This window comes from Sulfitobacter albidus, assembly GCF_018200035.1.
GTDB classification, from domain to species: Bacteria; Pseudomonadota; Alphaproteobacteria; order Rhodobacterales; family Rhodobacteraceae; genus Sulfitobacter; species Sulfitobacter albidus.
Map to the genome: position 1 here is coordinate 2,344,807 of NZ_CP073581.1, position 23,439 is coordinate 2,368,245.

At 66.1% G+C, this 23,439-nt stretch carries 26 protein-coding genes and 1 pseudogene; 8 read left to right on the forward strand and 19 right to left on the reverse strand.

Annotation, left to right across the window (positions count from 1 at the left end; genetic code table 11):
* Positions 1–33 precede the first annotated feature (33 nt).
* The 3 genes from KDD17_RS11415 to soxR form a co-directional block, all read right to left on the reverse strand.
* The gene (locus tag KDD17_RS11415) at positions 34–1,686 is read right to left on the reverse strand and encodes an electron transfer flavoprotein-ubiquinone oxidoreductase (RefSeq protein WP_212703772.1); all 1,653 of its coding nucleotides are present in this window, start codon (positions 1,684–1,686) and stop codon (positions 34–36) included.
* Between the two features lie 122 nt (positions 1,687–1,808).
* Positions 1,809–2,426, reverse strand: coding sequence for a DUF998 domain-containing protein (locus tag KDD17_RS11420; protein ID WP_212703773.1), 618 nt, complete (start codon positions 2,424–2,426; stop codon positions 1,809–1,811).
* Positions 2,427–2,449: 23 nt separating this feature from the next.
* Entirely contained in the window at positions 2,450–2,908 is a 459-nt protein-coding gene (gene soxR / locus KDD17_RS11425) for a redox-sensitive transcriptional activator SoxR (protein WP_212703774.1), read from the reverse strand.
* A 90-nt stretch (positions 2,909–2,998) separates the two neighbouring features.
* Here soxR and KDD17_RS11430 point away from each other — a divergent pair, with 90 nt between their 5' ends.
* Positions 2,999–3,382, forward strand: a complete 384-nt coding sequence (locus KDD17_RS11430) for a VOC family protein (RefSeq protein WP_212703775.1) — start codon at positions 2,999–3,001, stop codon at positions 3,380–3,382.
* On the opposite strand, the gene KDD17_RS11435 is transcribed toward KDD17_RS11430, so the two are convergent.
* A complete protein-coding gene (locus KDD17_RS11435) occupies positions 3,373–3,921 on the reverse strand; it encodes a TetR/AcrR family transcriptional regulator (RefSeq protein ID WP_212703776.1) in 549 nt (182 codons plus the stop codon). The genes KDD17_RS11430 and KDD17_RS11435 overlap by 10 nt on opposite strands.
* Positions 3,922–4,002: 81 nt before the next feature.
* On the opposite strand from KDD17_RS11435, the gene KDD17_RS11440 reads away from it, so the two are divergent.
* The 3 genes from KDD17_RS11440 (at position 4,003) to KDD17_RS11450 (ending at position 6,079) form a co-directional block, all read left to right on the forward strand.
* Positions 4,003–4,383, forward strand: a complete 381-nt coding sequence (locus tag KDD17_RS11440; RefSeq protein ID WP_212703777.1) for a hypothetical protein — start codon at positions 4,003–4,005, stop codon at positions 4,381–4,383.
* Positions 4,384–4,512: 129 nt separating this feature from the next.
* The gene (greA, locus tag KDD17_RS11445) at positions 4,513–4,983 is read left to right on the forward strand and encodes a transcription elongation factor GreA (RefSeq protein WP_212703778.1); all 471 of its coding nucleotides are present in this window, start codon (positions 4,513–4,515) and stop codon (positions 4,981–4,983) included.
* 67 nt (positions 4,984–5,050) lie between these two features.
* A complete protein-coding gene (locus KDD17_RS11450; protein WP_212706223.1) occupies positions 5,051–6,079 on the forward strand; it encodes a hypothetical protein in 1,029 nt (342 codons plus the stop codon).
* On the opposite strand, the gene KDD17_RS11455 is transcribed toward KDD17_RS11450, so the two are convergent.
* The 8 genes from KDD17_RS11455 to KDD17_RS11490 are packed head-to-tail and all read right to left on the reverse strand — an operon-like array spanning position 6,076 to position 12,249.
* Positions 6,076–6,561: an aggregation factor core gene (locus KDD17_RS11455; RefSeq protein ID WP_212703779.1), complete on the reverse strand. Its 486-nt coding sequence runs from the start codon at positions 6,559–6,561 to the stop codon at positions 6,076–6,078. The two genes, KDD17_RS11450 and KDD17_RS11455, sit on opposite strands and share 4 nt — an antisense overlap.
* Before the next feature lie 9 nt (positions 6,562–6,570).
* A complete protein-coding gene (locus KDD17_RS11460; RefSeq protein ID WP_212703780.1) occupies positions 6,571–8,673 on the reverse strand; it encodes a molybdenum cofactor synthesis domain-containing protein in 2,103 nt (700 codons plus the stop codon).
* Positions 8,670–9,161 carry a molybdopterin-guanine dinucleotide biosynthesis protein B gene (gene mobB, locus KDD17_RS11465; protein ID WP_212703781.1) on the reverse strand — a complete coding sequence of 164 codons (492 nt, stop codon included), beginning with the start codon at positions 9,159–9,161 and terminating at the stop codon, positions 8,670–8,672. The genes KDD17_RS11460 and mobB overlap by 4 nt, the downstream gene beginning before the upstream one ends.
* On the reverse strand, positions 9,158–9,760 hold the full coding sequence (gene mobA, locus KDD17_RS11470) for a molybdenum cofactor guanylyltransferase MobA (RefSeq protein ID WP_212703782.1): 603 nt from the start codon (positions 9,758–9,760) through the stop codon (positions 9,158–9,160). Before mobA ends, mobB begins: the two co-directional genes overlap by 4 nt.
* On the reverse strand, positions 9,757–10,296 hold the full coding sequence (locus tag KDD17_RS11475) for a YcxB family protein (RefSeq protein WP_212703783.1): 540 nt from the start codon (positions 10,294–10,296) through the stop codon (positions 9,757–9,759). The genes mobA and KDD17_RS11475 overlap by 4 nt, the downstream gene beginning before the upstream one ends.
* A complete protein-coding gene (locus KDD17_RS11480; protein ID WP_212703784.1) occupies positions 10,293–10,823 on the reverse strand; it encodes a hypothetical protein in 531 nt (176 codons plus the stop codon). Before KDD17_RS11480 ends, KDD17_RS11475 begins: the two co-directional genes overlap by 4 nt.
* Positions 10,820–11,371, reverse strand: coding sequence for a hypothetical protein (locus KDD17_RS11485; RefSeq protein ID WP_212703785.1), 552 nt, complete (start codon positions 11,369–11,371; stop codon positions 10,820–10,822). Before KDD17_RS11485 ends, KDD17_RS11480 begins: the two co-directional genes overlap by 4 nt.
* Entirely contained in the window at positions 11,368–12,249 is an 882-nt protein-coding gene (locus tag KDD17_RS11490; RefSeq protein WP_212703786.1) for a formate dehydrogenase accessory sulfurtransferase FdhD, read from the reverse strand. The genes KDD17_RS11485 and KDD17_RS11490 overlap by 4 nt, the downstream gene beginning before the upstream one ends.
* A gap of 53 nt (positions 12,250–12,302) precedes the next feature.
* Between KDD17_RS11490 and KDD17_RS11495 the strand changes: the two genes are divergently transcribed.
* Entirely contained in the window at positions 12,303–13,019 is a 717-nt protein-coding gene (locus KDD17_RS11495) for an AzlC family ABC transporter permease (protein WP_212703787.1), read from the forward strand.
* Positions 13,016–13,348 (forward strand): AzlD domain-containing protein, encoded by a 333-nt coding sequence (locus KDD17_RS11500; protein WP_212703788.1) that lies wholly within the window; start codon positions 13,016–13,018, stop codon positions 13,346–13,348. The genes KDD17_RS11495 and KDD17_RS11500 overlap by 4 nt, the downstream gene beginning before the upstream one ends.
* On the opposite strand, the gene KDD17_RS11505 is transcribed toward KDD17_RS11500, so the two are convergent.
* The 5 genes and pseudogenes from KDD17_RS11505 to KDD17_RS11525 form a co-directional block, all read right to left on the reverse strand.
* On the reverse strand, positions 13,337–13,936 hold the full coding sequence (locus KDD17_RS11505) for a hypothetical protein (protein WP_212703789.1): 600 nt from the start codon (positions 13,934–13,936) through the stop codon (positions 13,337–13,339). The genes KDD17_RS11500 and KDD17_RS11505 overlap by 12 nt on opposite strands.
* A gap of 27 nt (positions 13,937–13,963) precedes the next feature.
* Positions 13,964–14,098, reverse strand: coding sequence for an aa3-type cytochrome c oxidase subunit IV (locus KDD17_RS11510; protein ID WP_212703790.1), 135 nt, complete (start codon positions 14,096–14,098; stop codon positions 13,964–13,966).
* A gap of 91 nt (positions 14,099–14,189) precedes the next feature.
* Entirely contained in the window at positions 14,190–14,648 is a 459-nt protein-coding gene (locus KDD17_RS11515) for a hypothetical protein (RefSeq protein WP_212703791.1), read from the reverse strand.
* Between the two features lie 3 nt (positions 14,649–14,651).
* Positions 14,652–15,680 carry an MBL fold metallo-hydrolase gene (locus tag KDD17_RS11520; protein ID WP_212703792.1) on the reverse strand — a complete coding sequence of 343 codons (1,029 nt, stop codon included), beginning with the start codon at positions 15,678–15,680 and terminating at the stop codon, positions 14,652–14,654.
* Positions 15,680–17,387: pseudogene (locus KDD17_RS11525) on the reverse strand (acyl-CoA dehydrogenase). The gene KDD17_RS11520 and the pseudogene KDD17_RS11525 overlap by 1 nt, the downstream one beginning before the upstream one ends.
* 130 nt (positions 17,388–17,517) lie before the next feature.
* Between KDD17_RS11525 and KDD17_RS11530 the strand changes: the two are divergent.
* On the forward strand, positions 17,518–18,459 hold the full coding sequence (locus KDD17_RS11530) for an L-threonylcarbamoyladenylate synthase (RefSeq protein ID WP_212703793.1): 942 nt from the start codon (positions 17,518–17,520) through the stop codon (positions 18,457–18,459).
* Here the strand turns inward: KDD17_RS11530 and KDD17_RS11535 are convergent.
* Positions 18,456–19,022 (reverse strand): YqgE/AlgH family protein, encoded by a 567-nt coding sequence (locus KDD17_RS11535; RefSeq protein WP_254796782.1) that lies wholly within the window; start codon positions 19,020–19,022, stop codon positions 18,456–18,458. The genes KDD17_RS11530 and KDD17_RS11535 overlap by 4 nt on opposite strands.
* A 107-nt stretch (positions 19,023–19,129) precedes the next feature.
* Here KDD17_RS11535 and KDD17_RS11540 point away from each other — a divergent pair, with 107 nt between their 5' ends.
* A complete protein-coding gene (locus tag KDD17_RS11540; protein WP_212703794.1) occupies positions 19,130–19,939 on the forward strand; it encodes a protein-disulfide reductase DsbD domain-containing protein in 810 nt (269 codons plus the stop codon).
* Here the strand turns inward: KDD17_RS11540 and KDD17_RS11545 are convergent, their stop codons facing one another.
* Positions 19,940–23,368 carry an efflux RND transporter permease subunit gene (locus tag KDD17_RS11545; protein WP_254796783.1) on the reverse strand — a complete coding sequence of 1,143 codons (3,429 nt, stop codon included), beginning with the start codon at positions 23,366–23,368 and terminating at the stop codon, positions 19,940–19,942.
* Positions 23,369–23,439: the final 71 nt, after the last annotated feature.

A 23,439-nucleotide genomic window follows, 5' to 3' on the forward strand; every position in this document is an offset into this window, starting at 1 on the left:
CCGCCAAAATCGGCGGGAGACTGCTACAATTGATCACATATTCGGGTAGTTCGGCCCGTCGCCACCCTGCGGTGTTGTCCAGACGATGTTCTGGCTGGGATCCTTGATGTCGCAGGTCTTGCAGTGCACGCAGTTCTGGAAGTTGATGACAAAACGCGGGTCTTTGCCCTCTTCGGTCACAAATTCATAAACGCCCGCCGGGCAGTAGCGCGCCGAGGGGCCCGCGTATTTGGGCAGGTTCACGTTCACCGGCACATCCGCATCCTTGAGCGTCAGGTGCGCGGGCTGCGATTCCTCGTGGTTGGTGAAGGAGAACGCCACGTTGGTCAGGCGGTCAAAGGACAGCTTGCCGTCGGGTTTGGGATATTTGATTTCCTTGTGCTTGGACGCGGGTTCGGTCGCGTCGGCGTCAGATTTGCCGTGGTGCATCGTGCCGAGGATCGAGAAGTTGAACAGCTCGTTGCTCCACATGTCGATCCCGCCGATGGCGAGCGAGGCCGTGAGGCCGAATTTCGACCACAGCGGTTTGACGTTGCGCACCTTCCACAGATCCTTGCCGATGGCGCCCTCGCGCACTTCGGTCTCGTAGTCGGGCAGCTCGTCGCCCGAGCGGCCGTCCTGAATGGCGGCATAGGCGGCTTCGGCCGCGGCCTTGCCCGACAGCATCGCGTTGTGGTTGCCCTTGATGCGCGGCACGTTGACCATGCCCACCGAACAGCCCAGCAGCGCCACGCCGGGTGCGACCATCTTGGGCATCGACTGATAGCCGCCTTCGGTGATCGCCCGCGCGCCATAAGCCACGCGTTTGCCGCCCTCAAGCAGCTCTGCCACCATAGGGTGATGTTTGAACTGCTGGAATTCCATGTAGGGGAAGACATGCGGGTTCTTGTAGCCCAGATGCACCACAAAACCGACGTAGACCTGATTGTTTTCAAGGTGGTAGATGAAGGATCCGCCGCCCGCTTTCTTGTCCAGCGGCCAACCCATCGTGTGGGTGACGGAGCCTTCCTTGTGCTTGGCGGGATCAATTTCCCAGATCTCTTTCATGCCAAGGCCGTATTTCTGCGGCTCCTTGCCCTTGTCGAGCTCGTATTTCGCGATCACCTGTTTGGACAGCGATCCGCGCACGCCTTCTGAGAGGAACACGTATTTGCCGTGCAGCTCCATGCCGACTTCGGTGTTCTCACCAATGCTGCCGTCCGCTTCGAGGCCGAATACGCCAGCCACGACGCCTTTGACCTCGCCCTTGTCGCCGTAGACCAGTTCGGAGCAGGCCATGCCGGGGAAGATCTCGACGCCCAATTCTTCGGCCTGTTCGGCCATCCAGCGGCAGACGTTGCCCATCGACACGATATAATTGCCGTGATTGTTCATCAGGCGCGGCATCGGCAGATTGGGGATGCGCAGCTGGCCCTGTTCGCCCAGCGCATAGAATTTATCTTCGGTCACGGGCACGTTCAGCGGCGCGCCTTTTTCCTTCCAATCGGGGATCAGCGCGTCGAGGCCGCAGGGATCAAGCACCGCACCGGAGAGGATATGCGCGCCCACTTCGGAACCTTTCTCGAGCACGACGACGTTGCAGTCGGGATCGAGCTGCTTGAGCCGGATCGCTGCAGACAGGCCCGCAGGCCCCGCCCCGACGATCACCACGTCATATTCCATCGCTTCGCGTTCGACCTCGGCCATCCTTGGCGCTCCCTTCGCAAGAAAATCCTTTGCAGTGAGGTAGTGGAGCGGCGGGCGCAATGCAATTGGAACGGGGCGTTAAAATCGTCGCAGCTTGGCGCAAATGCTCCTAAATCGTGCAGTCACCCGCGCGAGAGGCGGATAAACCAGCCGCCCATCGCGCAGGTCCATGCGACACTGACGATGCCCAGCGCACGCTCGAACGCGCCGTCATAGGCGGTGCCTATCATGAAGAACACGGGCGCGCCGACCGCCCAGAGGCCCGAGGCTAGCCAGCTGCCGCGCGCCAGCCCCGGCGCGGCCTCGCGCAAAGCAAGGGCCGAAGCGGCAAAGCCGGCGACATAGGCGGCCCCCATGGCGTAGACGACGTAGATGTGGATCACGATGCCGTCGTTGTCGCCGTCGCCGTATTCATTGCGCGCGCCGATCACGATGACGCAAAGTGCTATGAACATCTGCGCAAGGATGGCCCCGCTCCAGCCACGTGCGCCGGGGTGAAGATGCGCAAGCCCCAGCCCCAGCGCCATGGCGGCGGCGGCATAGGCATAAAGCGTGACGTCCTGAATGATTTCGTACCGGCCCGCGGCCAGATCGCTGACGGTATCGGCGACCCAATCGTGCCCCGGCACCACGGCGGACGCTACGATATTGCCAACGACCAGCGTCAGCGCCCCGAGGATTGCGAGCGCCCCGAGAAAGCGCATCAGACCGGGCGCTGCGGGGGGAGAGACATCGGACATGGCAGACCAATGCCCGGGCGGCGTTATGGTTCCCCCGGACGGTCCCCCATCAGATAGCGCGGCCCCTGCCCCTTGCTGCGCGCGCCGTCGCCGGGATTGTAGAGCGCGCAAGCCTCAAGGCTGAGACAGCCGCAGCCGATGCAGCCGTCAAGATTGTCGCGCAGACGGGTCAGCGTCTCGATCCGGGCGTCCAGATGATCGCGGAATGCGGTTGAGATTCGGCCCCAGTCCGCCTTGGTCGGGGTGCGCCCGTCGGGCAAAAGATCAAGTTGGGCACGGATTTCAGGCAGGGTAAAGCCGAACTGCTGCGCGATCATCACAAAGCTGAGCCGCCGCAGATCCGCACGAGCAAATCGCCGCTGCCCGCCCGCGTTGCGCCACGGGCTGATCAGGCCCTGCGCCTCGTAATATCGGATTGCGGAGACTGCGAGACCGGTGCGGGCCGCCAAGGCTCCAATGGAAAGACCTTCGTTCAGGGCCATGCAGCCTCCATGAAAAAATAGCTTGACCTAAAGTTAGGTTTAGAAATTATTGTAAAGGGCAGACACACCGGAACGCAAAGGAATTCCGCCATGACTGCACGACTTGAACACGCAAATTTCACTGTCACCGACGCACGCGCCACCGCCGCCTGGATGTGCGAGATCTTTGGCTGGCGGATCCGTTGGGAAGGTGCCGCCATGAACGGCGCGGGCTATACCATGCATGTGGGCAGCGATGCGCAGTACCTCGCGCTGTATACACCCGGCGACGCGCCGACCCCTGCGTCGAGCAGCTATTCCCAGGCGGGCGGGCTCAATCACATTGCGGTCGTCGTGGAGGATCTGGACGCGATGGAACGCGCGATCAAGGCGCAGGGATTCGAGACCGGCAACCACGGCGACTATGAGCCCGGACGCCGGTTCTATTTCCACGATGCGGACGGGATCGAATACGAAGTCGTCAGCTACGCCTGATCGAGACGCGGGCCGAGCAGTGCGACCGCCCGATCGGCGGCGGCGCTGTGGCCCGCGGCATCCATAACCACCACCCCCTCGACCAGCGTCATCAACGCCGCTGCGGTTTCCTGTGGCGCCGCGTCCTGTGCGGGTAGTCGCCGGGCGAGCCAGTCGATAAAGCCTTGCAGGATCGTCTGCGCCGCCGACCGGTGCGCGGCCGATCCCTGCCCGGCGGCGCTGAGCACATCCAGCCAGACGCGGCCATAGCCCGCCTGTTGCGGTGCGCGCATGAGGGAAACCACGGCCTGCAACGCCTCCCCCCGGTTGGCAAAGCGGTGCCCGGCAAACGCGTGATCCAGACGCGCGGAGAGAGCAGCCGCAAGATGACCCAGCAGCGCGTCGATCAGCCCCTCCTTTGAGCCGAAGTGATAGATCAGCATCCGGTCGCTGGTGCCTGCCGCCCGGGCGAGCGGCCGCAGGCTCGCGGTATTGAGCCCCTCGGCGAGCACATGTTCCGCCATGGCATCAAGCAGATCGTTTCGCGTGCGTTTTGCCATGCCGGCTCCATTCATGACTTGTAGCGACCGCTACATTATGTGAACGTAGCAATCGCTACATTCACGTCAGAGGATAACATTATGACCGCCTTCCAGATTTTGCCAGTCGCAGCCGCCGCCGCGATGGGTCTTTTTGTACTTGCCCTGCTGCTGCGAAGCGGCCCCGCGCTCTGGCAGGTGCCCGCCGTGGCAAGTGCGCTGTTTGCCGCATATTCGCTTTACGCCGTGGCCAGCGGCGGGCCGACCGGCTTTTGGACCGAGCATACGCGCAATGCCTGGGGTGTGCAGATCTGGTTCGATCTGCTGCTGGCGGTCGCCGTTGCCCTCGCCCTTCTGATGCCAAGGGCACGGGCGCAGGGGATGCGTGTCTGGCCGTGGACGGCGTTGGTGCTGGGCACGGGCTGCATCGGTCTGACGGCGATGATGGCGCGCCTGATGTACCTTGAGGACGCCACGGCCTAGGCGGCGCGCCGCCGCTTTGCCCGCCTATTCCGCTTGCAATCGGGCGGGGGTTTGCGTCATCTAAGGTGCAACGCAAACGCGCGCCCCTGAGACCGCTCCGGGGCGCGCCTTAGTATGACGGACAGGCCCATGGAAAAGATTCCGATGACGCAAGGCGGGTTCACCGCGCTTGAGACCGAGCTGAAGCACCTCAAATCCACCGAGCGTCCCGCCATCATCAAGGCGATCGCAGAGGCACGCGAGCACGGCGATCTGTCCGAAAACGCCGAGTATCATTCTGCCAAGGAAAAACAGTCGTTCATCGAGGGCCGGATCAAGGAGCTTGAGGGCGTGATCTCGCTCGCCGATGTGATCAACCCTGCGAAACTGTCTGGCGCAATCAAATTCGGCGCCACCGTGACGCTGGTTGACGAGGATACCGACGCCGAGAAAACCTATCAGATCGTCGGCGAATACGAAGCCAACATTGAAAAGGGCCTGCTCAACATCAAATCCCCCATCGCCCGTGCGCTGATCGGCAAGGACGAGGGCGACAGCGTCGAGGTGCGGACACCCGGCGGTGAAAAGTCCTACGAGGTTCTGAAAATCGTCTACGCCTGAACGGAGTTCACGCATGACCGACACTCCTCCCCCCGCCCGCTCGACCGCGCAAGCGGCCAAGCCCGCAATGGCGCGCCCAAAGGTGGACAAACCCGCCGCCGCGCGGCCCACACCGCTGGGCATCTACGACCGCGCGCGCCCCGATGGCATCACCGGGATCGAGATCGTGGCGATTGCCCTGTCGGCCCTGTGGCTGCTGGGGTCTGCGGTCTTCTTTCTGGCGCTGGCGCCTGCGCCGGATCCGAACGACACTCAGGGCGGATTGCGGTTTCTGATGACGATGCTGGCGGTGTTCATGCCAGTCGCGATGATCTGGGTCGCCGCCACCGCGGCGCGGGCCAGCCGAGTGATGCGTGAGGAAAGCCAGCGCTTGCAAGCCGCCATTGACGCGATCCGGCAGGCCTATATCGCGCAATCGCAGGCCGGCGCGGTGGGCGCGGAAGCGTCCGTTACCCGCAAGCTGGACGAGATCGCGGAATCGACCCGCAAGGCCGAAACTGCGCTTGCGACGTTTTCGACCCGCCGCGAGGAGACGGCGCGCACGCGGCCCGCAGCGCCTGTCGCCGCACCGCCCGAGGGGCAGCAATCGCTTGCCTTGGGCACCCAGACCGAAGAGATGCAGCCGCCCGTCGAAGGCGACGATCTGATCCGCGCGCTGAATTTCCCCGAGACGGCGGAAGACACCGAAGGATTTGCCGCCCTGCGGCGCGCGATGAAGGATCGCGGAGCGGCACAGCTGATTACCGCCGCGCAGGACATTCTGACACTGCTCAGCCAGGACGGCATCTACATGGACGATCTGCGCCCCGACCGTGCCCGGCCCGAGGTCTGGCGCCAGTTCGGGCAAGGCGCGCGCGGGCGCCCTATTGCGGCGCTTGGCGGGATCAGGGATCGGTCGTCATTGGCGCTGACCGCAGGACGGATGAAGCAGGATCCGATCTTTCGCGACACGGCGCACCACTTCCTGCGCCGCTTTGACAGGTTGTTCCACGAGTTCGAAAAGGTCGCCAGCGACGCCGAAATATCGGCCTTGGCGGACACGCGCACGGCCCGCGCGTTCATGCTGCTGGGCCGGGTCGCGGGCACGTTCGATTAGGGGCAGGCCACCGCGCGGTTGCTGTCGTCAAAGCGCGCGGTAAGCGTGCTGCCGTCGGCGGCCTCGAACGTCACGCGCGCACCCGCCATTTCTGACCCGGTCACGCGGATCTGGCCCAGATCCGAGGCGGTGTTGCGGTCATCCACGTCAATCGAAAACGCCGCCCGTGTGCCGGGGGTGGCGGCGCGCAGGGCCACGCGCACCGCTTCGGCGCCATCGGCCACGCTGCCCGCTTGCGTGCCGCCCTCATCGCGCAGGGGCTGGAAAACCTCGACCCCGGTGCCGCCGTCCTCGGTATCAAAGATGAGCCGCCCGGCGGAGCCGCGCAGATCGACCGCCACCGCCGTGAGCGCCGCCGCGCCCACCGTCAGTTCGAACCGATCGCGCGGGGCGCTTTCGACAAAGCGCAGCGTGGGGCCGTCGCAGGCGGCCTGGGCGGCACCCGCACTGAGAAGCAGAAAGGCAAGGGATTTGACGGGCATAGTGATCTCCTAAAGGCCAAAGCTGGCGAAGGGCAAAAACCGCACCGGATCGCCGGGCGTGATCTGCCGTGCCTCAGAACCTAGCGCGACCAGCCCCTCCGCCCAGCTAAGCCCGCTGATACGGCCCGACCCTTCGGAGGCAAAGACCTCGGCCCGCCCGTCGCGAATACGCGCGCGCAGGTATTCGGTGCGGCCCTCTTTCTTGGCCTTGGTGAAGGCAGCGGGCACGTCGAAGCCCTGCGGATCTTCCCAAGCGGCCCCGGCCAGCACGCCCAACGCGGGGCGCGCGAAGATCAGCGTGCAGACCATCGCCGCGACCGGATTGCCCGGCAGGCCGAACACCGGCACGCCGTCCCACAGACCCAGCGCCAGTGGCCGGCCCGGTTTCACGGCAATGCGCCAGAGGTTCAGCGTGCCGGTCTCTTGCAAAAGGGCCGAGACGTGGTCCTCGTCGCCCGCCGAGGCGCCGCCGCTGGTGAGGATCGCGTCCACTTGGGGTGCTGCCGCGTCAAGGGTCCGGCGCAGGGCCGCACGGTCGTCGGGCGCGCGGCCCAGATCAACGGGGCTGTGGCCAAAGGCAGTAATCAGCGCGCGCAGCATCGGCCGGTTGGCATCGTGGATCTGCCCGGGGGCGACGTCAGCGCCCGGCTCGACCAGCTCATCCCCGGTAGAAAGCACGCCCACACGCAAGCGCGCACGCACGGGCACGCCCGCGTGACCTGCTGCACTGAGCAAGGCCAGATCGGCGGGCGTGATGCGCCGCGCGGCGGGCAGGACGGTGTCGCCTTGCGCAAAATCCTCGCCCGCGCGGCGGGTGTTGGCGCCGGGTTTGATGGGACCATGAAAGCTCACGTGGTCGCCGTCGATCACGGTATCCTCTTGCAGGACCACGGTATCAACCCCCTGCGGCAGCGCGGCCCCCGTGAGGATACGGATCGCGTGGCCCTCAGGCACCGTCGCGGGGGCATCGCCTGCGGCGGCGCGCGCCTGCGTCAGCGGCAATCGGTGCAGCCCCGCATCCCGCCCCCCGGCAAAGCCGTAGCCATCCACGGCTGTATTCGGCAGCGGCGGGTTGGCGCGGCGTGCCGTGATGTCGGCGGCGGTGATGCGGCCCAACGCCTCGGCAAGCGGCACGGTCTCGGTCCCCGTCACCGGCGTGAGGGCCGCGCGCAGATGGGCCAGCGCTTCTTCCACCGGTGTCCAGTGCACGCCGGGCGGCAGGGCAAAACAATCGTTGCGCAGGGGCGGCGCGGTCGTGCTCGCCAGCGCGGTCAGACGTGTGCGGATCCGGGCGCCGAGGATCCACGCCTCTACCCGCGCGGCGTCGGGCAGGTTGCCCATCTCGGCCGCCAGTTCTTCGGTCGGGAGCCGCGCCAGCGCATCGGCAAGCAGGCGCACCTGCGCGCGGTCGCGTATCTCGTCCTCGGGGGCGGATTTCACCGCCTCCTCGATCAGGCCCGGCCAGATCTCGGCCAGTACGACGGGGGCGTCGGTCGTGTCCTCGAACGGCCAGACGGCGACTCCCCCCAGCGCGCGCAGGCGGTGCAGCATGGGCAGACCCATCATCATCTGACCGCCCACAGTGGGCGGGAAAGCCATCTGGAAACAAGACGATGCGGCCTTGGCCACCGCATCGCAGGCGCGCTTTTCCGCGAAAGTGTCAAAGCGGATACCTTCCTTGCGGTAGGGCACGCCCGGCCAGCGGTCGCGGTGGGATTTGCCCCAGAACGGCCCCGGCCCGTCAAAGAGCGCGTTGAGCCGCTCTGCCACATCATAGCGGTTGTTGCTGCCGTCGGGCGCGTCGGTAATCGCGTCGGCGAACCACGCCCAAAGCGCAAAGGGATCGTCGGATCCGGTGACGGCGCGGGCAAAGCCGGCCGGCGTGCCAAAGGGGAAATCGAAGGTCGCCAGCAGGCGACGACCCGCGCGCCCTTCGGTTGCGATCAGATCGGCGATCCACGCCTCGGCCTCGGCCCGCGTGCGGCAATAGACCGGATCGTTGCTGACCCCCTGCCGGGTGAGACCGAGCCAGATCGCGTCCTTGCTGGGGCGTTTCGGCGCGCGTTTTCCCGCCGACCAATCGACGACGAGGACGGTGTCGAACCCGCTCACAATCCCACCTCGGCCAGGATGAAATCAGCGATGGCGCGCGTGTCGTCAAGGTCGAACACCGGAAGGTCGAGCGTCAGTGCCGTGTCGGAGGCGACCGCGCGCACGGTGGGATCATCGGGGGCGATCAACGGATTGCCAGTTACGGCGCGGTGGGCCTCGATCTTGGGGTGGGCATCGCGTTTGTAGCCTTCGATCAGCACCAGATCGACGGGTGTGAGGCGGCGCAGCAGGTCCGCCAGCGGTGGCTCTGGCGCGCCGCGCAGCTCTTGCATGACCGCGACGCGGCTCGCCGAGGCCAGCAGTACCTCGGACGCGCCCGCCGTGCGGTGGCGAAAGCTGTCCTTGCCCGGATGATCCACGTCAAAGCGGTGATGCGCGTGTTTGACAGTCGACACGGTGATGCCGCGCCCGGTGATCTCGGTCACCAGTCTTTCCATCAGGCCGGTCTTGCCCGCATTTTTCCAGCCGACAACGCCGTAAAGCTTCATAGCAGGGTCTCCGCGTGGGCCAGATCCTCGGGTGTGTTGACGTTGAAGAACGCGGCCTCGTCGGGGAAGTTCGCGGTAGCGGCGGCGTGGACGTCCGTCCAAAGCACGACCTTGCGGGTACCTGCGGCCAGCGCGGCGCGCAGATCGTCGCGCAGGGCCACCGGCCACAGGCCGAACGTCGGATGCCGCGCGGTGCCCCGCCGCGCGTCCGGCGTGGCGGCAAGGGCCAGCGGATGCGCCATACCTTCGGCGGCAAGCAGCAGGCGCGGCACCAGATCGCAGGGAAAGAACGGCGTATCGGCGGCGGCGGTCACGATGGTCTCGGCCCCCTGCCCGGCGGCCCAATCAAGCCCGGCCAGAACGCCGGCCAAAGGCCCTGGGTAGTCGGCGACGCTGTCGGCGATGACAGGCAGGCCCAGATCGGCAAAGCGCGCGGCATCGCCGTTGGCATTCAGCGCCAGCCCCGCCACCTGCGGCGCCAGCCGTGCGGCCACGCGCGCCAGTAGTGACTGACCACCCAGCATCAGCCGCCCCTTGTCGCCGCCGCCCATGCGCCGCGCCTGCCCGCCCGCGAGGATCACGCCAAGGGGTTGTTTCATCGCGTGCTCTCCATCCATGTGTGTGCATCCGCGACAAAGGCGTCGATCTGCGCCGTCCCGTCGAAGGCGGTAAACGGGATCGACGGGCGATTGCCGCCAAACCACAGGATCACCCCCTTTTTCGAGCGGGTCACCGCATCGATCCCCGACCAGTCGATATGGGAGCGGAAATGATCGGCGGTGGTGCGGATGCCGGCGGCGTCTATTTCCATCGTCAGGGGGCCGCGATTGGCGCGGGCCATCAGCTGACGGCGGATGGTGACCGGCAGGGTGATCCACAGGCTGCCGAAGATCGCGACATAGCTGAGGGCAAGGCCCGCGAAAAACAACACAGGATGCAGCGCGGGCACGCCGGTGATGAGGTGCATCGCCCCATAGGCGATCCCCAGCCCGCCCAGCACCAGCAGAACGCAATGCAGCACCCGCAGGGCCACTGCCGCCCGCATCCCGCGCACGGGCGGAAGACCGGCAACGGGCGCCTTGAGCGCTGCCAGAACGACCGCCGGGTCGGAGGTGAAAGTGAAGCGGTAGCTCACGCGCGCGCCCCCTCGATCCAGCCGCGCAGCCGCTCGCGAAAGGCGTCGGGCGTCATATCGGCGGGCAGCGCCGCATCGGGGATGGTGTACACCTGCCCGCCCGCACGCATCACGGTGGCATCGCTGAGCGCGGAAACCTCGTCGATCAGGCGCCAATCGATGAAGCCCTGATTGAGATCGGTTTCGAGCCGGGCACCGGTGGCGTCGAGGGTTGCGCGGATATCGCCCTGCCGGTCCAGTTGCGCCCAGCTCATCTGCGTGAGCTTGCGCGCGCTTGCGGTGGAAAACCACAGCGCCACGAGCAGCCCGATGTAGAACCCCACAAGCGCGGCGATCAGATCGCGCGTCTCGAGCGGTGTCAGCCGCAGCAAGGCGACCAACACGGCAACCGCCAGCACAAATGCGCCGAGCGCCAGCAGCAGCATCCGGCCCCGGGGCCGCTTGTTCTGGGTTTTGGCCCATGACCGCATCGCGCGGCCCAGCATGTCACGGTCTAGAGTATAGCGCAGGGAAATCGTGTCGGTCATCGTGTCTGTGCCACCCAGTCGCGCATTGTCTGGTAGGCGGCGTCCGCGTCTACCGGGCTCTCAAAGGCGCGCAGCGGCAGGGCAAAGGCGATGGCAGAGACCTGCACCGCGATGACCTTGGGGCCGCGCGTGACGGCCTCGACATCGGCCCAGTCGGTTTGCCAGCTGCTGTGCTGCGTCGCGATGATGAGGTGATCGGGCGTGATGGTCGCGGCGGTGGCACGGCCAAAGCGGCTTTGCGCACTGACGACGCTTGTATGGAAATGCACGCGCCGCGCGATCCAGAGGGACGCGAGCGCAAGCACGACAAAGGTGACAGGCAAGCCGCCCGTCGGCAGATCCGAAATGCCCGGCCCACCCGCCAGTTCCACCCCGACCCAGAAAAAGAAGGTGAGCCCGAGCGGTGCGCACAGGCCCAGAAAAAGCCAATAGACGATCAGCACCGCGCGCGCGGAGCCGCGAAAGGCGGTACTGCCCACGGAAGCCATCGCTTCGGCCAGCTCCGCCGGGGTCGGGCGGAAATGAAGCTGCCATTCGGGCGTGCTCATGCGGCGCCCTTGCGGCCCGCGCGGCGCGGCTCTTCGGCGATTGCGTTGGGATCGGCGTCGCGGATCAGGCGGTCCTCTCCGGCTAGGCAGACAAAGCGGCGTCCCTTGAGCCGCCCGATCAGCGTGAGCCCGAGACTTTGCGCGATTTCCACCCCCCAGGCGGTGAAGCCAGAGCGGGAGACGAGCGCCGGGATGCCCATCATCGCCGTCTTGATCACCATCTCGGACGTGAGGCGCCCGGTGGTATACAGGATCTTGTCCTCCGGCGTGGCCCCGGTGGACAGCATCCAGCCCGCGATCTTGTCGACGGCGTTGTGACGGCCCACGTCCTCCATATAGACCAGCGGTCGGTCGCCCTGGCACAGCACCGTGCCGTGGATCGCACCCGCATCCAGATAAAGGCTCGGCGTGCGGTTGATCTTGGCCGACAGCGCATAAAGCCATGAGGTGCGCAGCGGCGCGGGCGGCAGCGTCACCCCGTCGAGCCCTTCCATCATGTCGCCGAACACAGTGCCCACGGCGCAGCCCGAGGTGCGGGTCTTGCGCTTGAGCTTTTCCTCGTAGTCGGTCTGCCGCGCGGTGCGGATGACGATGGTCTCAAGCTCTTCGTCGTAGTCGGTGCCGGTGATTTCATCGTCCGCGCGCAGCATCCCCTGATTGCGCAGAAAGCCCAGTGCGAGGTAGTCGGGATAGTCCCCGATGGTCATCGCCGTCACGATCTCCTGCGCGTTCAGAAAAATCGTCAGCGGACGCTCCTCGACCACGTTGATATCGAGCGCGGCGCCGGTGTGATCGGTGCCCCCCACCGCACGCGTCAGCCGCCGCGCGCCGGGATCGGGCGCGATCAGGTAGTCTGAGGTATCGGTGTCGCGGGCCAATTGCGCCCCCCTTCGTGACAGGCTACGTCTGGGTTTCAACCTAAGGGCAAGCCATGACCTCTTCCAGACGCAAATCCGCCTATCTCAGCGGGCTTTACGACGGCAGCCCCTTCATTCTGGTGATCGTGCCCTTTGCGACGCTGTTCGGCGTGCTCGCCACCGAGGCCGGGCTGAACGTGCTAGAGGCGCTGGCGTTTTCGGTGGTTGTCATCGCGGGGGCAGCACAGTTCACCGCGCTGCAACTGATGGTCGAGGATGCGCCGACGGTGATCGTGCTGATCTCCGCGCTGGCGGTAAATTTGCGCATGGCGATGTATTCGGCGTCACTCACGCCCTATATCGGGGCTGCCCCGCTGTGGCAGCGCGCGATCTGCGCCTATGTGACTGTCGATCAAAGCTATGTGGTGGGCATCACCAAATTCGAGCGGGCGCCCGAGATGACGGTGCCGCAGCGCGTCGCCTATTTCATCGGGGCGGTCACGCCGGTGGTGCCATTGTGGTACGCGTTTACCTTTGTGGGGGCGCTGATCGGCACGCGTGTACCCGAAAGCTGGGCGCTGGATTTTGCGATTCCCATCTGCTTTCTGGCGATGATCGCGCCGATGTTTCGCACGGCGGCGCATGTGGTCGCCGCACTGGTGGCCGTGGTCGTGGCGCTGCTGGCGGCGGGGGTGCCCTATTCGCTGGGGCTGATCGTGGCAGGCGTGGCCGGCATGATGGCCGGCGCACAGACCGAGCTGTGGCTTGAGCGGCGGGGGGCGGCGGCATGAGCGATATCGACAGCGCGACGCTCTGGATCGTGATCGTGGGGCTTGGCGTGGGCAGCTTTGCGTTGCGGTTCATCTTTATCGGGCTGGTGGGCGATCGCGCGATGCCCGCGTGGCTGCTGCGGCATCTGCGCTATACGGCGGTGGCGATCCTGCCCGCGCTGGTAGCACCACAGGTGATCTGGCCCGCTGCCACCGATGGGGCGTTCGACATTCCGCGCGCGGCGGCGGCGGCGGTGGCGTTCGGCGTCGGGCTGGTCACGAAAAACGTGATCCTCGCCATCGCGGGCGGGGCGATCACGCTTTACGGGTTGCTGTATCTACTGGGTTAGCGCGCGCACACCGTCGCGCACATCGCCTGAATCGTTCTCGTAATAGCGATCGGTTGTCACACCGGGGATCGCCTCCACCTGCTCCATCAGTTTGAGCGGGTAAAATCCCTGACGGATGCCCTCGAAACCCGGGATCTGGCGCAGGATACCCGAGGTGGCAGAGGCGCACATCGCACTCGGCACCGCCCCGTTGGACTGCACCAGCTGCATGGCGCGCTGCGCCTGTGCGGGCGTGACGTTGATTTCCTGAGTGACGACGTGGAACGCTTCGCGCGCGTGGGCGGATTTATAGCTGCGCACCCAGCTGGGGGACATGCCATAGATGACATCGCCGCGCTCTGGCAGACGCTCGTGCTCGAACGATCCTGCGGGATCGAACAGAACCGACTGGCCATGTTGCACCATCAACGCCGTATGCGCGCCCGCGCCGGTGCGGTTGTTGACCATGGTGAACAGCGTCAGCTTTGGCTGGCCGCTATAGGGGTAGATCGCGGCCTCGATAGCCTCGGGCGGTGATTCCTTGCCCTTTTCGGCGCAACCCGCCAGCAGGGCAAGGCCAAGTGCCAGAGCGATACTTGTATATTTCATCCCGACCCCGGCCCGTTCTGCGATGGATTAGCGTGCAAAAATCGCGAGAAGCACAAGAAACGCGATGATCGCGATAACCGCTTTGGTCACGAAATTCATGAAGCTGTTGTAGGTCTTTTCCTGCGTGTCGGTATTCATGCTGCCGTGTTCATGGTCTGCCATGTCGGGCTCCTTGGTCTGTGGTGGCTACGTGTTGCGGGGTGATTACGGCATTTGCGCGGGGCTGTCACGCCTCAACCGCCCCTGTGCGACGTCAGGCCGTATCGAGGTCCTGCGCCAGTTTGAACCCGATGCGATTGGGCGCCTTTTGCTCGACAGCCTTTGGCAAGGCGCGGAACACCACGCTCAGCTGGCTGACATGCTGGACCAGCTGCATTTTGGCGCCCGTTGGATCGGCGCCGTAGAATGTTACGATGTCGGGATCGAAATAGCCCATCCCCTCGATCCGCAGCACGCCCGCGTCGGCGCCCACGAAACCCATCGCGACCTCGTGCTGGTCATCGAGCGATTCCTCGAATTTCTTGAGGTAGACGACCGTGCGCTCGTAGGCCCATTGGGCCGGGGATTTCTGGTCGACCGGTTGCGATTTGACCTTTTTCGGGAGGGCCTGGTCGCGGGTGTTGGGGGTGGTGTCGTCGGTATGTACCTCGTGCATGCGCGGGCCTGCGGCCTGCTCCATCGCCTCTGCGGATGTCTTGATCTCGTCGCCCATGCCCTACCCCTTACGCTGAAACCGCCACGCACCGTCCGCGCCCTTTGTGCGGGTGGCGCGGCCGTCCTGATGAAGGTGGCTCAAATGCGCAAAGGCTTCAACCAGCGCGAGGCCGTATTCCCCCTCTCCTATCTTTCTTTTGAACAGCGGCTGGAAACACTCTCCCGCCGATTTCGGCGTATCGATGTAGTCAAGCAGCCGGTCGAGGGCGGAGTGATGATTCTCGATGAGCTGCGCCATGCGGTGCGGCAGCCCCTTGAACGGCAGCTTGTGCCCGCCCAGCACCAGATGATCCGCGCGCGCAAGACCTGCCAGACGCTCGCAGGCCTCAAGCCATTCGCCGATGGGGTCGGCCATGGGTTCGGTCGCGTAGACCCCGATATTGGGAGAGATCGACGACAGGATCTGATCGCCCGCGATCACCAGAGTGTCGTCCCGGCTCCAGAAGGTCGCGTGTTCGGGGGCGTGGCCGTTGCCGATATGCACGTCCCAGACGCGCCCGCCCATGGTGATCGTGTCGTCCTGTTTGATCCGGGTAAAGCCCAGCGGCAGCGGTGCGACCACATCGCCAAAGTTGAACGGCCGGTCCGCCGCGCGTTTGTCATAGATCGCGCGGTCCATGCCAGAGGATCGGTAGAAGGCGAGCGATTCCTCGTTCGGCACCTCCTGCACGTCGAGCGTAAGCATCCGCGCGGTGAGCCACGCCGTGCGGGTCGTGACCAGCTCGGCCCCGTGGGCGGTCTGGAACCAGCCGGCCAGCCCGATGTGATCGGGGTGGTGGTGGGTGACGATCACGCGGCCAACGGGCTTGCCGCCCAAGGGGCCTGCCATGATCTCTTCCCAGATCGCGCGGGATTTTCTGGACGCAAAGCCGGTGTCGATCACGGTCCAGCTGTCGCCCTCATCCAGCGCGTAGATGTTCACATGATCCAGCTTCATCGGCAGCGGCAGGCGCAGCCACAGGATGCCCGGCGCGACCTCGATGGCCTCGGTGCCGCTGGGCGGCTCGGGCCAGGGATATTCAAGCGCCATCAGGCGGCCAGTTCATCGGCGGTCAGCGCATAAAGATCCTCGGCCCCCGCCTGCGCGTGCGCCAGATTGGCCGCGTATTCGGGCAGCATCCGCTGGATGTAGAAGCGCGCCAGCTTTTCGCGCGCGCCGCCCGGTTCGGCCACCGCCGCCTTGAGGTGCAGATGCCCGCCCAGCACGCGGGCAAAGGCGTGCAGATAGGGCACGGCACCGGCAAAGCGGTTTTGCAGATCGCTTTGCCCGACCAGCCATTCCGTCGCCTCGCGCATCGATTCGCAGGCATTCCAGACGTCGCCCGCAAGGCGCGGAAAAACCTCGCGCGCGGCTTCGACGTCGGCTTCGATCTCGTCGAGCAAGGCCATGGCCGCCTCGCCGCCGTCCATCATCTTGCGCGCCACCAGATCCATTGCCTGAATGCCGTTGGTGCCCTCGTAGATCGCCGTCACCCGCACGTCGCGGCAGAATTGCGCGGCACCGGTTTCCTCGACAAAGCCCATGCCGCCGTGCACCTGCAGCCCCATGTCCGCCACGGCGATGCCGGTATCGGTGCCGAAGGCCTTGGTGATGGGGTCAGCAGGGCGGCGCGGGCTTTCCATTCCTTGTCGCCGGTGGCGTTGGCCATGTCGATGGCGACCGCGTTGCATACGCCGATGGCGCGGGCGGCGAATGTGTCGGCCTTCATCGTGGTCAGCATCCGGCGCACGTCGGCGTGGCCCAGGATCGACCCTTCGGGACCAGAGGTGCGGCCCTGCCTGCGGTCCTGCGCGTAGGCCAGCGCGTGCTGATAGGCCGCCTCTGCGATGCCGATGCCCTGCCCGCCGACGCCGAGGCGCGCGTTGTTCATCATCGTGAACATCGCGGCCATGCCGCCCTGTTCGGGACCAACCAGCCAGCCCGTCGCCTCGGCGTATTCCATCACGCAGGTGGGCGAGCCGTGCAGGCCCATCTTGTGCTCAAGGCTCACGACATTCACGCCGTTGCGTTTGCCGGGGTTGCCGTCGGCGTCGGGAATGAACTTGGGCACCAGAAACAGGCTGATCCCCTTGGTGCCCGCGGGCGCGCCGGGGATGCGGGCCAGTACCAGATGACAGACGTTGCCGCCAAAATCGTGATCGCCCCATGAGATATAGATCTTCTGGCCCGAGATCGCGTAGGTGCCATCGCCGTTGGGCTCGGCCTTGGACGTCAGCGCACCGACGTCCGATCCCGCCTGCGGCTCGGTCAGGTTCATCGTGCCGGTCCATTCGCCGCTGATGAGCTTGGGCAGATAGATCGCCTTGATCTCGTCGCTGGCGTGATGCTCCAGCGCTTCGATCTGGCCCTGCGTCATCAGGGGGGCCAGTTGCAGCGACAGGCACGCGCCGCTCATCATCTCGCCCACGGCAGAGGTCAGCGCCATCGGCAGCCCCATCCCGCCGTTTTCCTCGCGCGCGGCCATGCCGACATAGCCGCCCTCGGCAATCGCCTTGAAGCCCTCGGCAAAGCCGGGAGAGGTGCGCACGACCCCGTTCTCAAGATGCGCGGGATGCAAATCACCGTTCCGTTGCAGGGGGCGATCACCTCTTCGCACATCTTGCCTGCTTCGGTCAGGATCGCGCGGGTGACGTCATCGGTGGCCTCGGCAAAGCGTTCCGTGGCGCGCAGCGGGCCAAGGCCCACGACACGCTCAAACAGGAAATTGTAGTCTTCAACAGGTGCGCGATACGTCATAGAACTCCCTCTCAACAAAGCGTCCGGCGGGGCGGTGGACCGCCCGCACGCCCTGAATACGATGGGCATCCCCCGCCCCAAGCGCAACCAAAACGCGGCGTCAGAGCCCGCCCGCCAAAAAGGACACGCCATGCCCGACAGCACCCGGATCCTGCGCGACGACACGCATGGCATCAAAGCTGCCGCCGGATTGCTGGGCGCCGGGCAATTGGTCGCCTTCGCGACCGAGACTGTTTACGGTCTTGGCGCGGACGCGCGCGACGGGGCGGCGGTGGCGGCGGTCTATGCCGCCAAGGGACGGCCCAGCTTCAACCCGCTGATCGTGCATCTGGCCGATGCGGCACAGGCGGCGGCCTACGCCGATATGTCCGCCGACGCGCAAAAGCTGGCCGATGCGTTCTGGCCCGGCCCTCTGACGCTGGTGGTGCCCTTGCGCGCAGGGCACGGCCTGTCGTCGCTGGTCACGGCGGGGCTGGAGACGGTCGCGCTGCGCGTGCCCGCGCACGCACGCGCGCGGGCGCTGTTGCGTGCCTTTGGCGGGCCGGTCGCGGCGCCCTCGGCCAATCCTTCGGGCCGGATCAGCCCGACCACGGCGGCGCATGTCATCGCGGGGCTCGACGGGCGCATCGCCGCTGTGCAGGATGCGGGCGCCTGTGCCGTGGGGGTTGAGAGCACCATCATCGGCTGGGAAGACGGCCGCGCCGTTTTGCTGCGCGCGGGCGGGGTCGCGGCGGAAGAGCTGGCGGCGATCCTTGGTTGTTCTCCCGGCGCGCCCGCGCATGGCGGGATCACCGCACCGGGGCAGCTGCGCTCCCATTACGCGCCGGGTGCGGCAGTGCGGCTGAACGCGCGGACCGCGCGCGAGGGCGAAGTGATGCTGGGATTTGGCGAGATCGCGGGCGATATGAGCCTGTCGGAAACCGGGGATCTGGCGCAGGCCGCCGCGCGGCTCTTCGACGCGCTGCACGCGCTGGATGCCACGGGCAAGCCAATCGCCGTGGCCCCCGTACCGGAGCGGGGTTTGGGTGTTGCGATCAACGACCGTCTGCGCCGGGCGGCAGCACCACGCTAGGCGCGGCCGGCGGTGCCCGACAGGCTCACCGGGTCGATCCCGATCGCGGCGAGCGCCGCGTCCCACAACGCCTCGGTCGGGGTGTCGAATACCAGCGCGGTACTGACGGGCGCGGTGAGCCAGGCGTTCTGCGCGATTTCGCTTTCCAGCTGGCCCGGCCCCCAACCGGCATAGCCCAACGCAAAGCGGAACCGCAGGGGCGCTGCCCCCCGCGCAATGTTTTCGAGGATATCCTGCGTCGCGGTAAGGGCGTAGCTGTCGCCGACCGGCGTGGAGCCGGGCACCGCGCCATCGCCCGCCGGGTGCAGCACGAATCCGCGCTCCGTCTCGACCGGACCGCCGATATACACAGGATCAGCCCCACGCGGACCCGCGGCGATCTCAAGCCGGTCAAACACCTCCGACAGCCGCATGTCGCCCACCGGTTTGTTGAGGATCAGACCCATGGCGCCTGCGGGCTCATGGCTGCAGATCAAGCTGACCGAGCGCGAAAAACGCGGGTCGCTCATCTGCGGCATGGCAATCAGCAGCTGGCCGGACAGGTCCATCGGGGTTTCGCTCATGGCCTCACCCTGCCCGCCGCGCGCGGGCGGTGCAAGCAGGTCGCGCGTTACAGGCGATGACCGAAGTGTGACTTGGCAAATTGGCGCGCAAACGCCAGATAGGGGGCATGAAACGCTATCTGAAATGGGCCGCGCTGGCGGCACTGTCGATCGCCCTGCCCGCGCAGGCGCAAAGCATTGGCACCTCCCCCGTCGAGGCGGAGCTGATCGAGGGCTGGCAGCGCCCGGATGGCACGCGGATCGGCGCCGTGCGGCTGACACTCGCGCCCGGTTGGAAGACCTATTGGCGCAGCCCCGGCGACGCGGGCATCCCGCCGCAGTTCAACTGGAGAGGTTCCCGCAACCTGCGCAGCGTGGCGGTGAACTGGCCAACGCCGATGGTGTTCGATCAATACGGCATGACCTCCGTCGGCTATACCGATCAGGTGATCCTGCCGCTGAGCGTGACGGCGCGGCGCCCCGGCCAGCCGGTCCAGCTGGACCTGACGATGGACATCGGCGTGTGCCGTGATGTGTGTATCCCCGAGCGTGTCCGGGTCAAGGGCACGCTTGCCGCCACCGGGACACAGCCTGTCCCCGCCATCGCCGCCGCCCTTGCCGAGCGACCCTATACGGCATCGGAGGCAGGCGCGGGGCAGACCACCTGCACGCTCAAATCGACCGACGAGGGCCTGCAGATCACCGCCACCTTGCGGGTGCCGAACACCGGCGGGCGCGAGCATGTGGTGATCGAGGCCGGCCGCGCGGATGTCTGGGTGTCCGAGGCGCAGGTGCGCCGCAGCGGTGCCACTCTGACAGCGCAGGCCGAGATGATCCCGAACGGCGGCAGCCTCCTGTCGCTTGATCGCTCTGCGGTGCGGTTCACGGTGATCGGCGGATCGCACGCGGTTGATTTGCACGGCTGCGTCGCTGGCTGATCAGGCGGTGCGGCGGCGCAGCAGCATCGCCAGTGCGCCGATGACGTAGCCCGCGACCGCCACAACAGCCACGCCCGCGACAAACAGCGCGAGCGCCGCCGCGACGGGCGAGAGCGCGCCGGGCAGCACCCCCGCGAGCGCCGGATGCAGCGCCCCCTGCCAGATCGCATAGCCCAGCGTCAGCGCCCCCCAGCCCAGTACCGTCAGCCACATCGCGCCAAGCCCCAGCCGCAACGCCCCCACGGGCGCGCGCAGCCCGCGACGCATCGCGGCGATCTGGCGGCCCACGTCGTGTTGTGCGGCAACCAGCGCGGGCACGACCAACAGCACCAGCAACATGCCAAAGCCCAGACCGTAGACCAGCGTAATCACCGTCGGCTTGAGGAACTGCGCCTGCTGGCTGCGCTCGAACAACAGCGGCGCCATGCCCAGAACGGTCGTCAGTGTGGTCAGCATCACCGGGCGCAGGCGGTCCGCCGCCCCGTCGATGATCGAGGGGATCAGGCCCCGGTCCGCCGCGTATTCGTCGATTGTCGTCACCAGCACGATGGAATCGTTGATAATGATGCCGGTCATGCCCAAAAGCCCTACTACGGTGAACATGCTGAGCGGGACGTCCCAGACGGCGTGCCCGTAGATCGTGCCGACCAGCCCGAAAGGGATGATCGCCATGACCACCAGCGGCCGCGTCCAGCTGCCGAAAACCCAAGCCAGCACCAGAAAGATACCCGTCAGGCACAGGATCAGCCCCGTCAGCGCATCGGTCAGGAACTGATCTTCCTGCTCGCTTAGGCCCGCGAGGCGGTACTCCACCTGCTGCTCTGCGGCGATGGTGGGCAGGATCTCTTCGGCGAGAGCCTCGTTGATTTCGGTCGCGCGGGCGGCGTCGTCCTCGGAAATCTCGCCGGTGACGGAAATCACGCGGATGCCGTTTTCGCGGCGCACGGTGTTGAACCCGGTCCGCCGCTCGACGCTCACGATATCGCCCAGCGCAACATAGGCGCCGTCCGGCGTGCGCATCTGCGTCCGCTCCAGAAAATCCGCCGTCAGCTCATCCTCTGGCAGCTCGACCCGGATCGCAGCAGAGCGTGGGCCCTGCGGATAGGTCGCCGCCTCTATCCCGCCCAGCCGGTTGCGCAGCGTGCGGCCCAAGCCGTCGATCGTGAATCCCAACGCCTGCCCCTGCGGCGTCAGATCCAGGATCAGCTCTTCCTTGTCGTAGGCCAGATTGTCCTGCACCGCTGAGACTTCGGGGAATTGAGTGACCGCCGCCTGCAACGCCTCTGACGCGGCTTTCAGCGTTTGCGTGTCCGCGCCGTAGAACTGCACGTCCAGCGCATCGCCCCCCGGCCCCGAGCGCCAGCTGCGGAAGCTCACGGTTTCCACCAGCGGATGATTGACGACCTCGTCCTGCAAATCGGCAACAAAGGCGAACGAGGAATAGGGCCGCAGATCGGCATCAATCAGCTCGATCGAGATGCCGCCCAGCAAATCCGCATCCTTGCCATCCGCCGCCGACAGCCCACGCCCGCCGTTGCCACCGATCTCCGAGATGACGTAAGCCAGCGGGCTGGTGCCATGCTCCGCGCGCAGCCGCTCGGCCACGGCATTGGTGGCGCGCTGCATCTCGCGCATCATTTCCAGCGTGTCGGCGCGGGTGGCGCCCTCGGCCATGATGAAATTCCCGGTGACCGAGCCGCGTTCGGGTGCGTTGAAGAACCGCCATTGCACGTCGCCCCGAATGAACAGCGCCATCTGGCTGGCCAGAACCGCCACAACACCCGCCAAAACGACATATCGCGCCGCAATCACACCCGCCATGAACGGGCGGAACAGCCGCTCGCGCACCCAGACAAAACCGCCATTTACTATGAGCGAGGGTGTGTCGATCCCGTGGGTGCCCAGCGCCTGCACCGCCCGGCGCCCGCGTGTCAGGACAATTGCCAGCCCCACCACCACCGGCAGTACCAGCAGATAGCCCCGACCATCGATCAGGCTGGTGATCGTCGTCACATCGCCGCCCGTAAAACTGCGCCACGCGTAGATCGCGCCAAAGATCAGCGCGAGCGACACGGCCGTCGCCGCAACGGCACTCACAACCGCCCCGACCACAAGTTTCATAGTGGAGAACCGCCGGCGCCCCTCGCTGCCGGCCAGCGCGTTTTTCATGTGGTGGGGCAGGATCAGGAAACATTCGATCAGCGAGGCGATCAGCACCGCAATCACGGTGAAGGGGATGTCACGGATCAGATCGCCAAACCGCCCACCCACGGCGACGAGGCCAAAGAACGCGATCACGGTTGTCAGCGTCGCGGCAAAAACCGGCATCGCCATGCGCTGTGCCGCGCCCTCTGCCGCTTCGGCGGGGGTGTAGATGCCCAGCCGGTAGCGGTGATCGGCGTGCTCGCCCACCACGATGGCGTCATCCACGACGATCCCCAGCGTGATGATCAGCCCGAAAAGCGAGATCATGTTGAGCGTCAGACCGCCCAGATACATGAACGCAATCGCCGCCCCCATGGCCACGGGAATGCCCGCAGCCACCCAAAACGCCGTGCGCGCGTTGAGAAACAAAAACAGCAGTGAGACGACCAGCCCCAGCCCCATCAAGCCGTTGTCAATCAGCAGATCGAGGCGTTGGGTGATCGACTCGGCGCGGGTACGGATCAGCTCGACCGTGGTGCCAGCGGGCAGCCCCGCCTGCAGCTCTGCCGCGACGGTTTCGACCTGCGCCTGAATGCCGATGGCGTCGCCCCGGTCTGACCGATCCACCCGGATCGACATCGCCGGATCGTCGCCGACGTAGTATTTGCGCGCGCGGTCCACGCCCTCGTCGCGCACCGTGGCCACATCGCCGATGCGCAGCTTTGACCCATCGGGATTGGAGCGCAGGGTGATCCCGGCGATCTGCGCCGGATCCCGTTTGGCGGTGCCGGTGCGCACGCGGGCATTGGCGCCGGTCACATCGCCTGCGGGGTCGGCATCGACCTCTGCCGCAATGGCCGCCGCAATCTCGGCCATGGTGATGTCGTTCGCGATCAGCTTGGCCGAGGGCACCTCGACCAGCGTCTGCGGTGCGGCCACGCCTTGAATGGTGGTGCGCGTGACCCCAACCGCAAAGAGCCGGGTGACAAATTCATCGGCAAAGCGGGCAAGCTGTTCGGTGCCGATGGGTCCGGTGATGACCACGTCCGTCACCCTGTCGCGCCACGCACTCCGGCGCACTTCGGGATCCTCGGCCTCGCTTGGCAGGGTGGTGACGGCGTCGACGGCCGTTTGCACGTCATTGGCGGCGCGGGCCATGTCCCAGTTGGGCTCGAACTCCAGCGTGACCAGCGATGAGCCCTCGCGCGAGGTGCTCTCGGAACTCTCCACCCCTTCCACCGCCAGAAGCGCCGTTTCCAGTTGTTGGCTGATCGCCTCATCCACATCTTCGGCACCTGCCCCTCCCAGATCGTGCTGACGGTGACGCTGTCGAGAATCACATCGGGAAAGAATTG

Bases quoted from the DNA above. Each gene is read 5' to 3' on its own strand.
- KDD17_RS11440 (WP_212703777.1), top strand. From the start codon at position 4,003: ATGACCGCCTTCCAGATTTTGCCAGTCGCAGCCGCCGCCGCGATGGGT.
- KDD17_RS11415 (WP_212703772.1), bottom strand. From the start codon at position 1,686: ATGGCCGAGGTCGAACGCGAAGCGATGGAATATGACGTGGTGATCGTC.
- mobB (WP_212703781.1), bottom strand. From the start codon at position 9,161: ATGAAGCTTTACGGCGTTGTCGGCTGGAAAAATGCGGGCAAGACCGGC.
- KDD17_RS11455 (WP_212703779.1), bottom strand. From the start codon at position 6,561: ATGCCCGTCAAATCCCTTGCCTTTCTGCTTCTCAGTGCGGGTGCCGCC.
- KDD17_RS11480 (WP_212703784.1), bottom strand. From the start codon at position 10,823: ATGACCGACACGATTTCCCTGCGCTATACTCTAGACCGTGACATGCTG.
- KDD17_RS11520 (WP_212703792.1), bottom strand. From the start codon at position 15,680: ATGGCGCTTGAATATCCCTGGCCCGAGCCGCCCAGCGGCACCGAGGCC.
- KDD17_RS11495 (WP_212703787.1), top strand. From the start codon at position 12,303: ATGACCTCTTCCAGACGCAAATCCGCCTATCTCAGCGGGCTTTACGAC.
- KDD17_RS11485 (WP_212703785.1), bottom strand. From the start codon at position 11,371: ATGAGCACGCCCGAATGGCAGCTTCATTTCCGCCCGACCCCGGCGGAG.
- KDD17_RS11430 (WP_212703775.1), top strand. From the start codon at position 2,999: ATGACTGCACGACTTGAACACGCAAATTTCACTGTCACCGACGCACGC.
- KDD17_RS11510 (WP_212703790.1), bottom strand. From the start codon at position 14,098: ATGGCAGACCATGAACACGGCAGCATGAATACCGACACGCAGGAAAAG.
- KDD17_RS11500 (WP_212703788.1), top strand. From the start codon at position 13,016: ATGAGCGATATCGACAGCGCGACGCTCTGGATCGTGATCGTGGGGCTT.
- KDD17_RS11420 (WP_212703773.1), bottom strand. From the start codon at position 2,426: ATGTCCGATGTCTCTCCCCCCGCAGCGCCCGGTCTGATGCGCTTTCTC.
- KDD17_RS11505 (WP_212703789.1), bottom strand. From the start codon at position 13,936: ATGAAATATACAAGTATCGCTCTGGCACTTGGCCTTGCCCTGCTGGCG.
- soxR (WP_212703774.1), bottom strand. From the start codon at position 2,908: ATGGCCCTGAACGAAGGTCTTTCCATTGGAGCCTTGGCGGCCCGCACC.
- mobA (WP_212703782.1), bottom strand. From the start codon at position 9,760: ATGAAACAACCCCTTGGCGTGATCCTCGCGGGCGGGCAGGCGCGGCGC.
- KDD17_RS11515 (WP_212703791.1), bottom strand. From the start codon at position 14,648: ATGGGCGACGAGATCAAGACATCCGCAGAGGCGATGGAGCAGGCCGCA.
- greA (WP_212703778.1), top strand. From the start codon at position 4,513: ATGGAAAAGATTCCGATGACGCAAGGCGGGTTCACCGCGCTTGAGACC.
- KDD17_RS11435 (WP_212703776.1), bottom strand. From the start codon at position 3,921: ATGGCAAAACGCACGCGAAACGATCTGCTTGATGCCATGGCGGAACAT.
- KDD17_RS11530 (WP_212703793.1), top strand. From the start codon at position 17,518: ATGCCCGACAGCACCCGGATCCTGCGCGACGACACGCATGGCATCAAA.
- KDD17_RS11535 (WP_254796782.1), bottom strand. From the start codon at position 19,022: ATGAGCGAAACCCCGATGGACCTGTCCGGCCAGCTGCTGATTGCCATG.
- KDD17_RS11540 (WP_212703794.1), top strand. From the start codon at position 19,130: ATGAAACGCTATCTGAAATGGGCCGCGCTGGCGGCACTGTCGATCGCC.
- KDD17_RS11450 (WP_212706223.1), top strand. From the start codon at position 5,051: ATGGCGCGCCCAAAGGTGGACAAACCCGCCGCCGCGCGGCCCACACCG.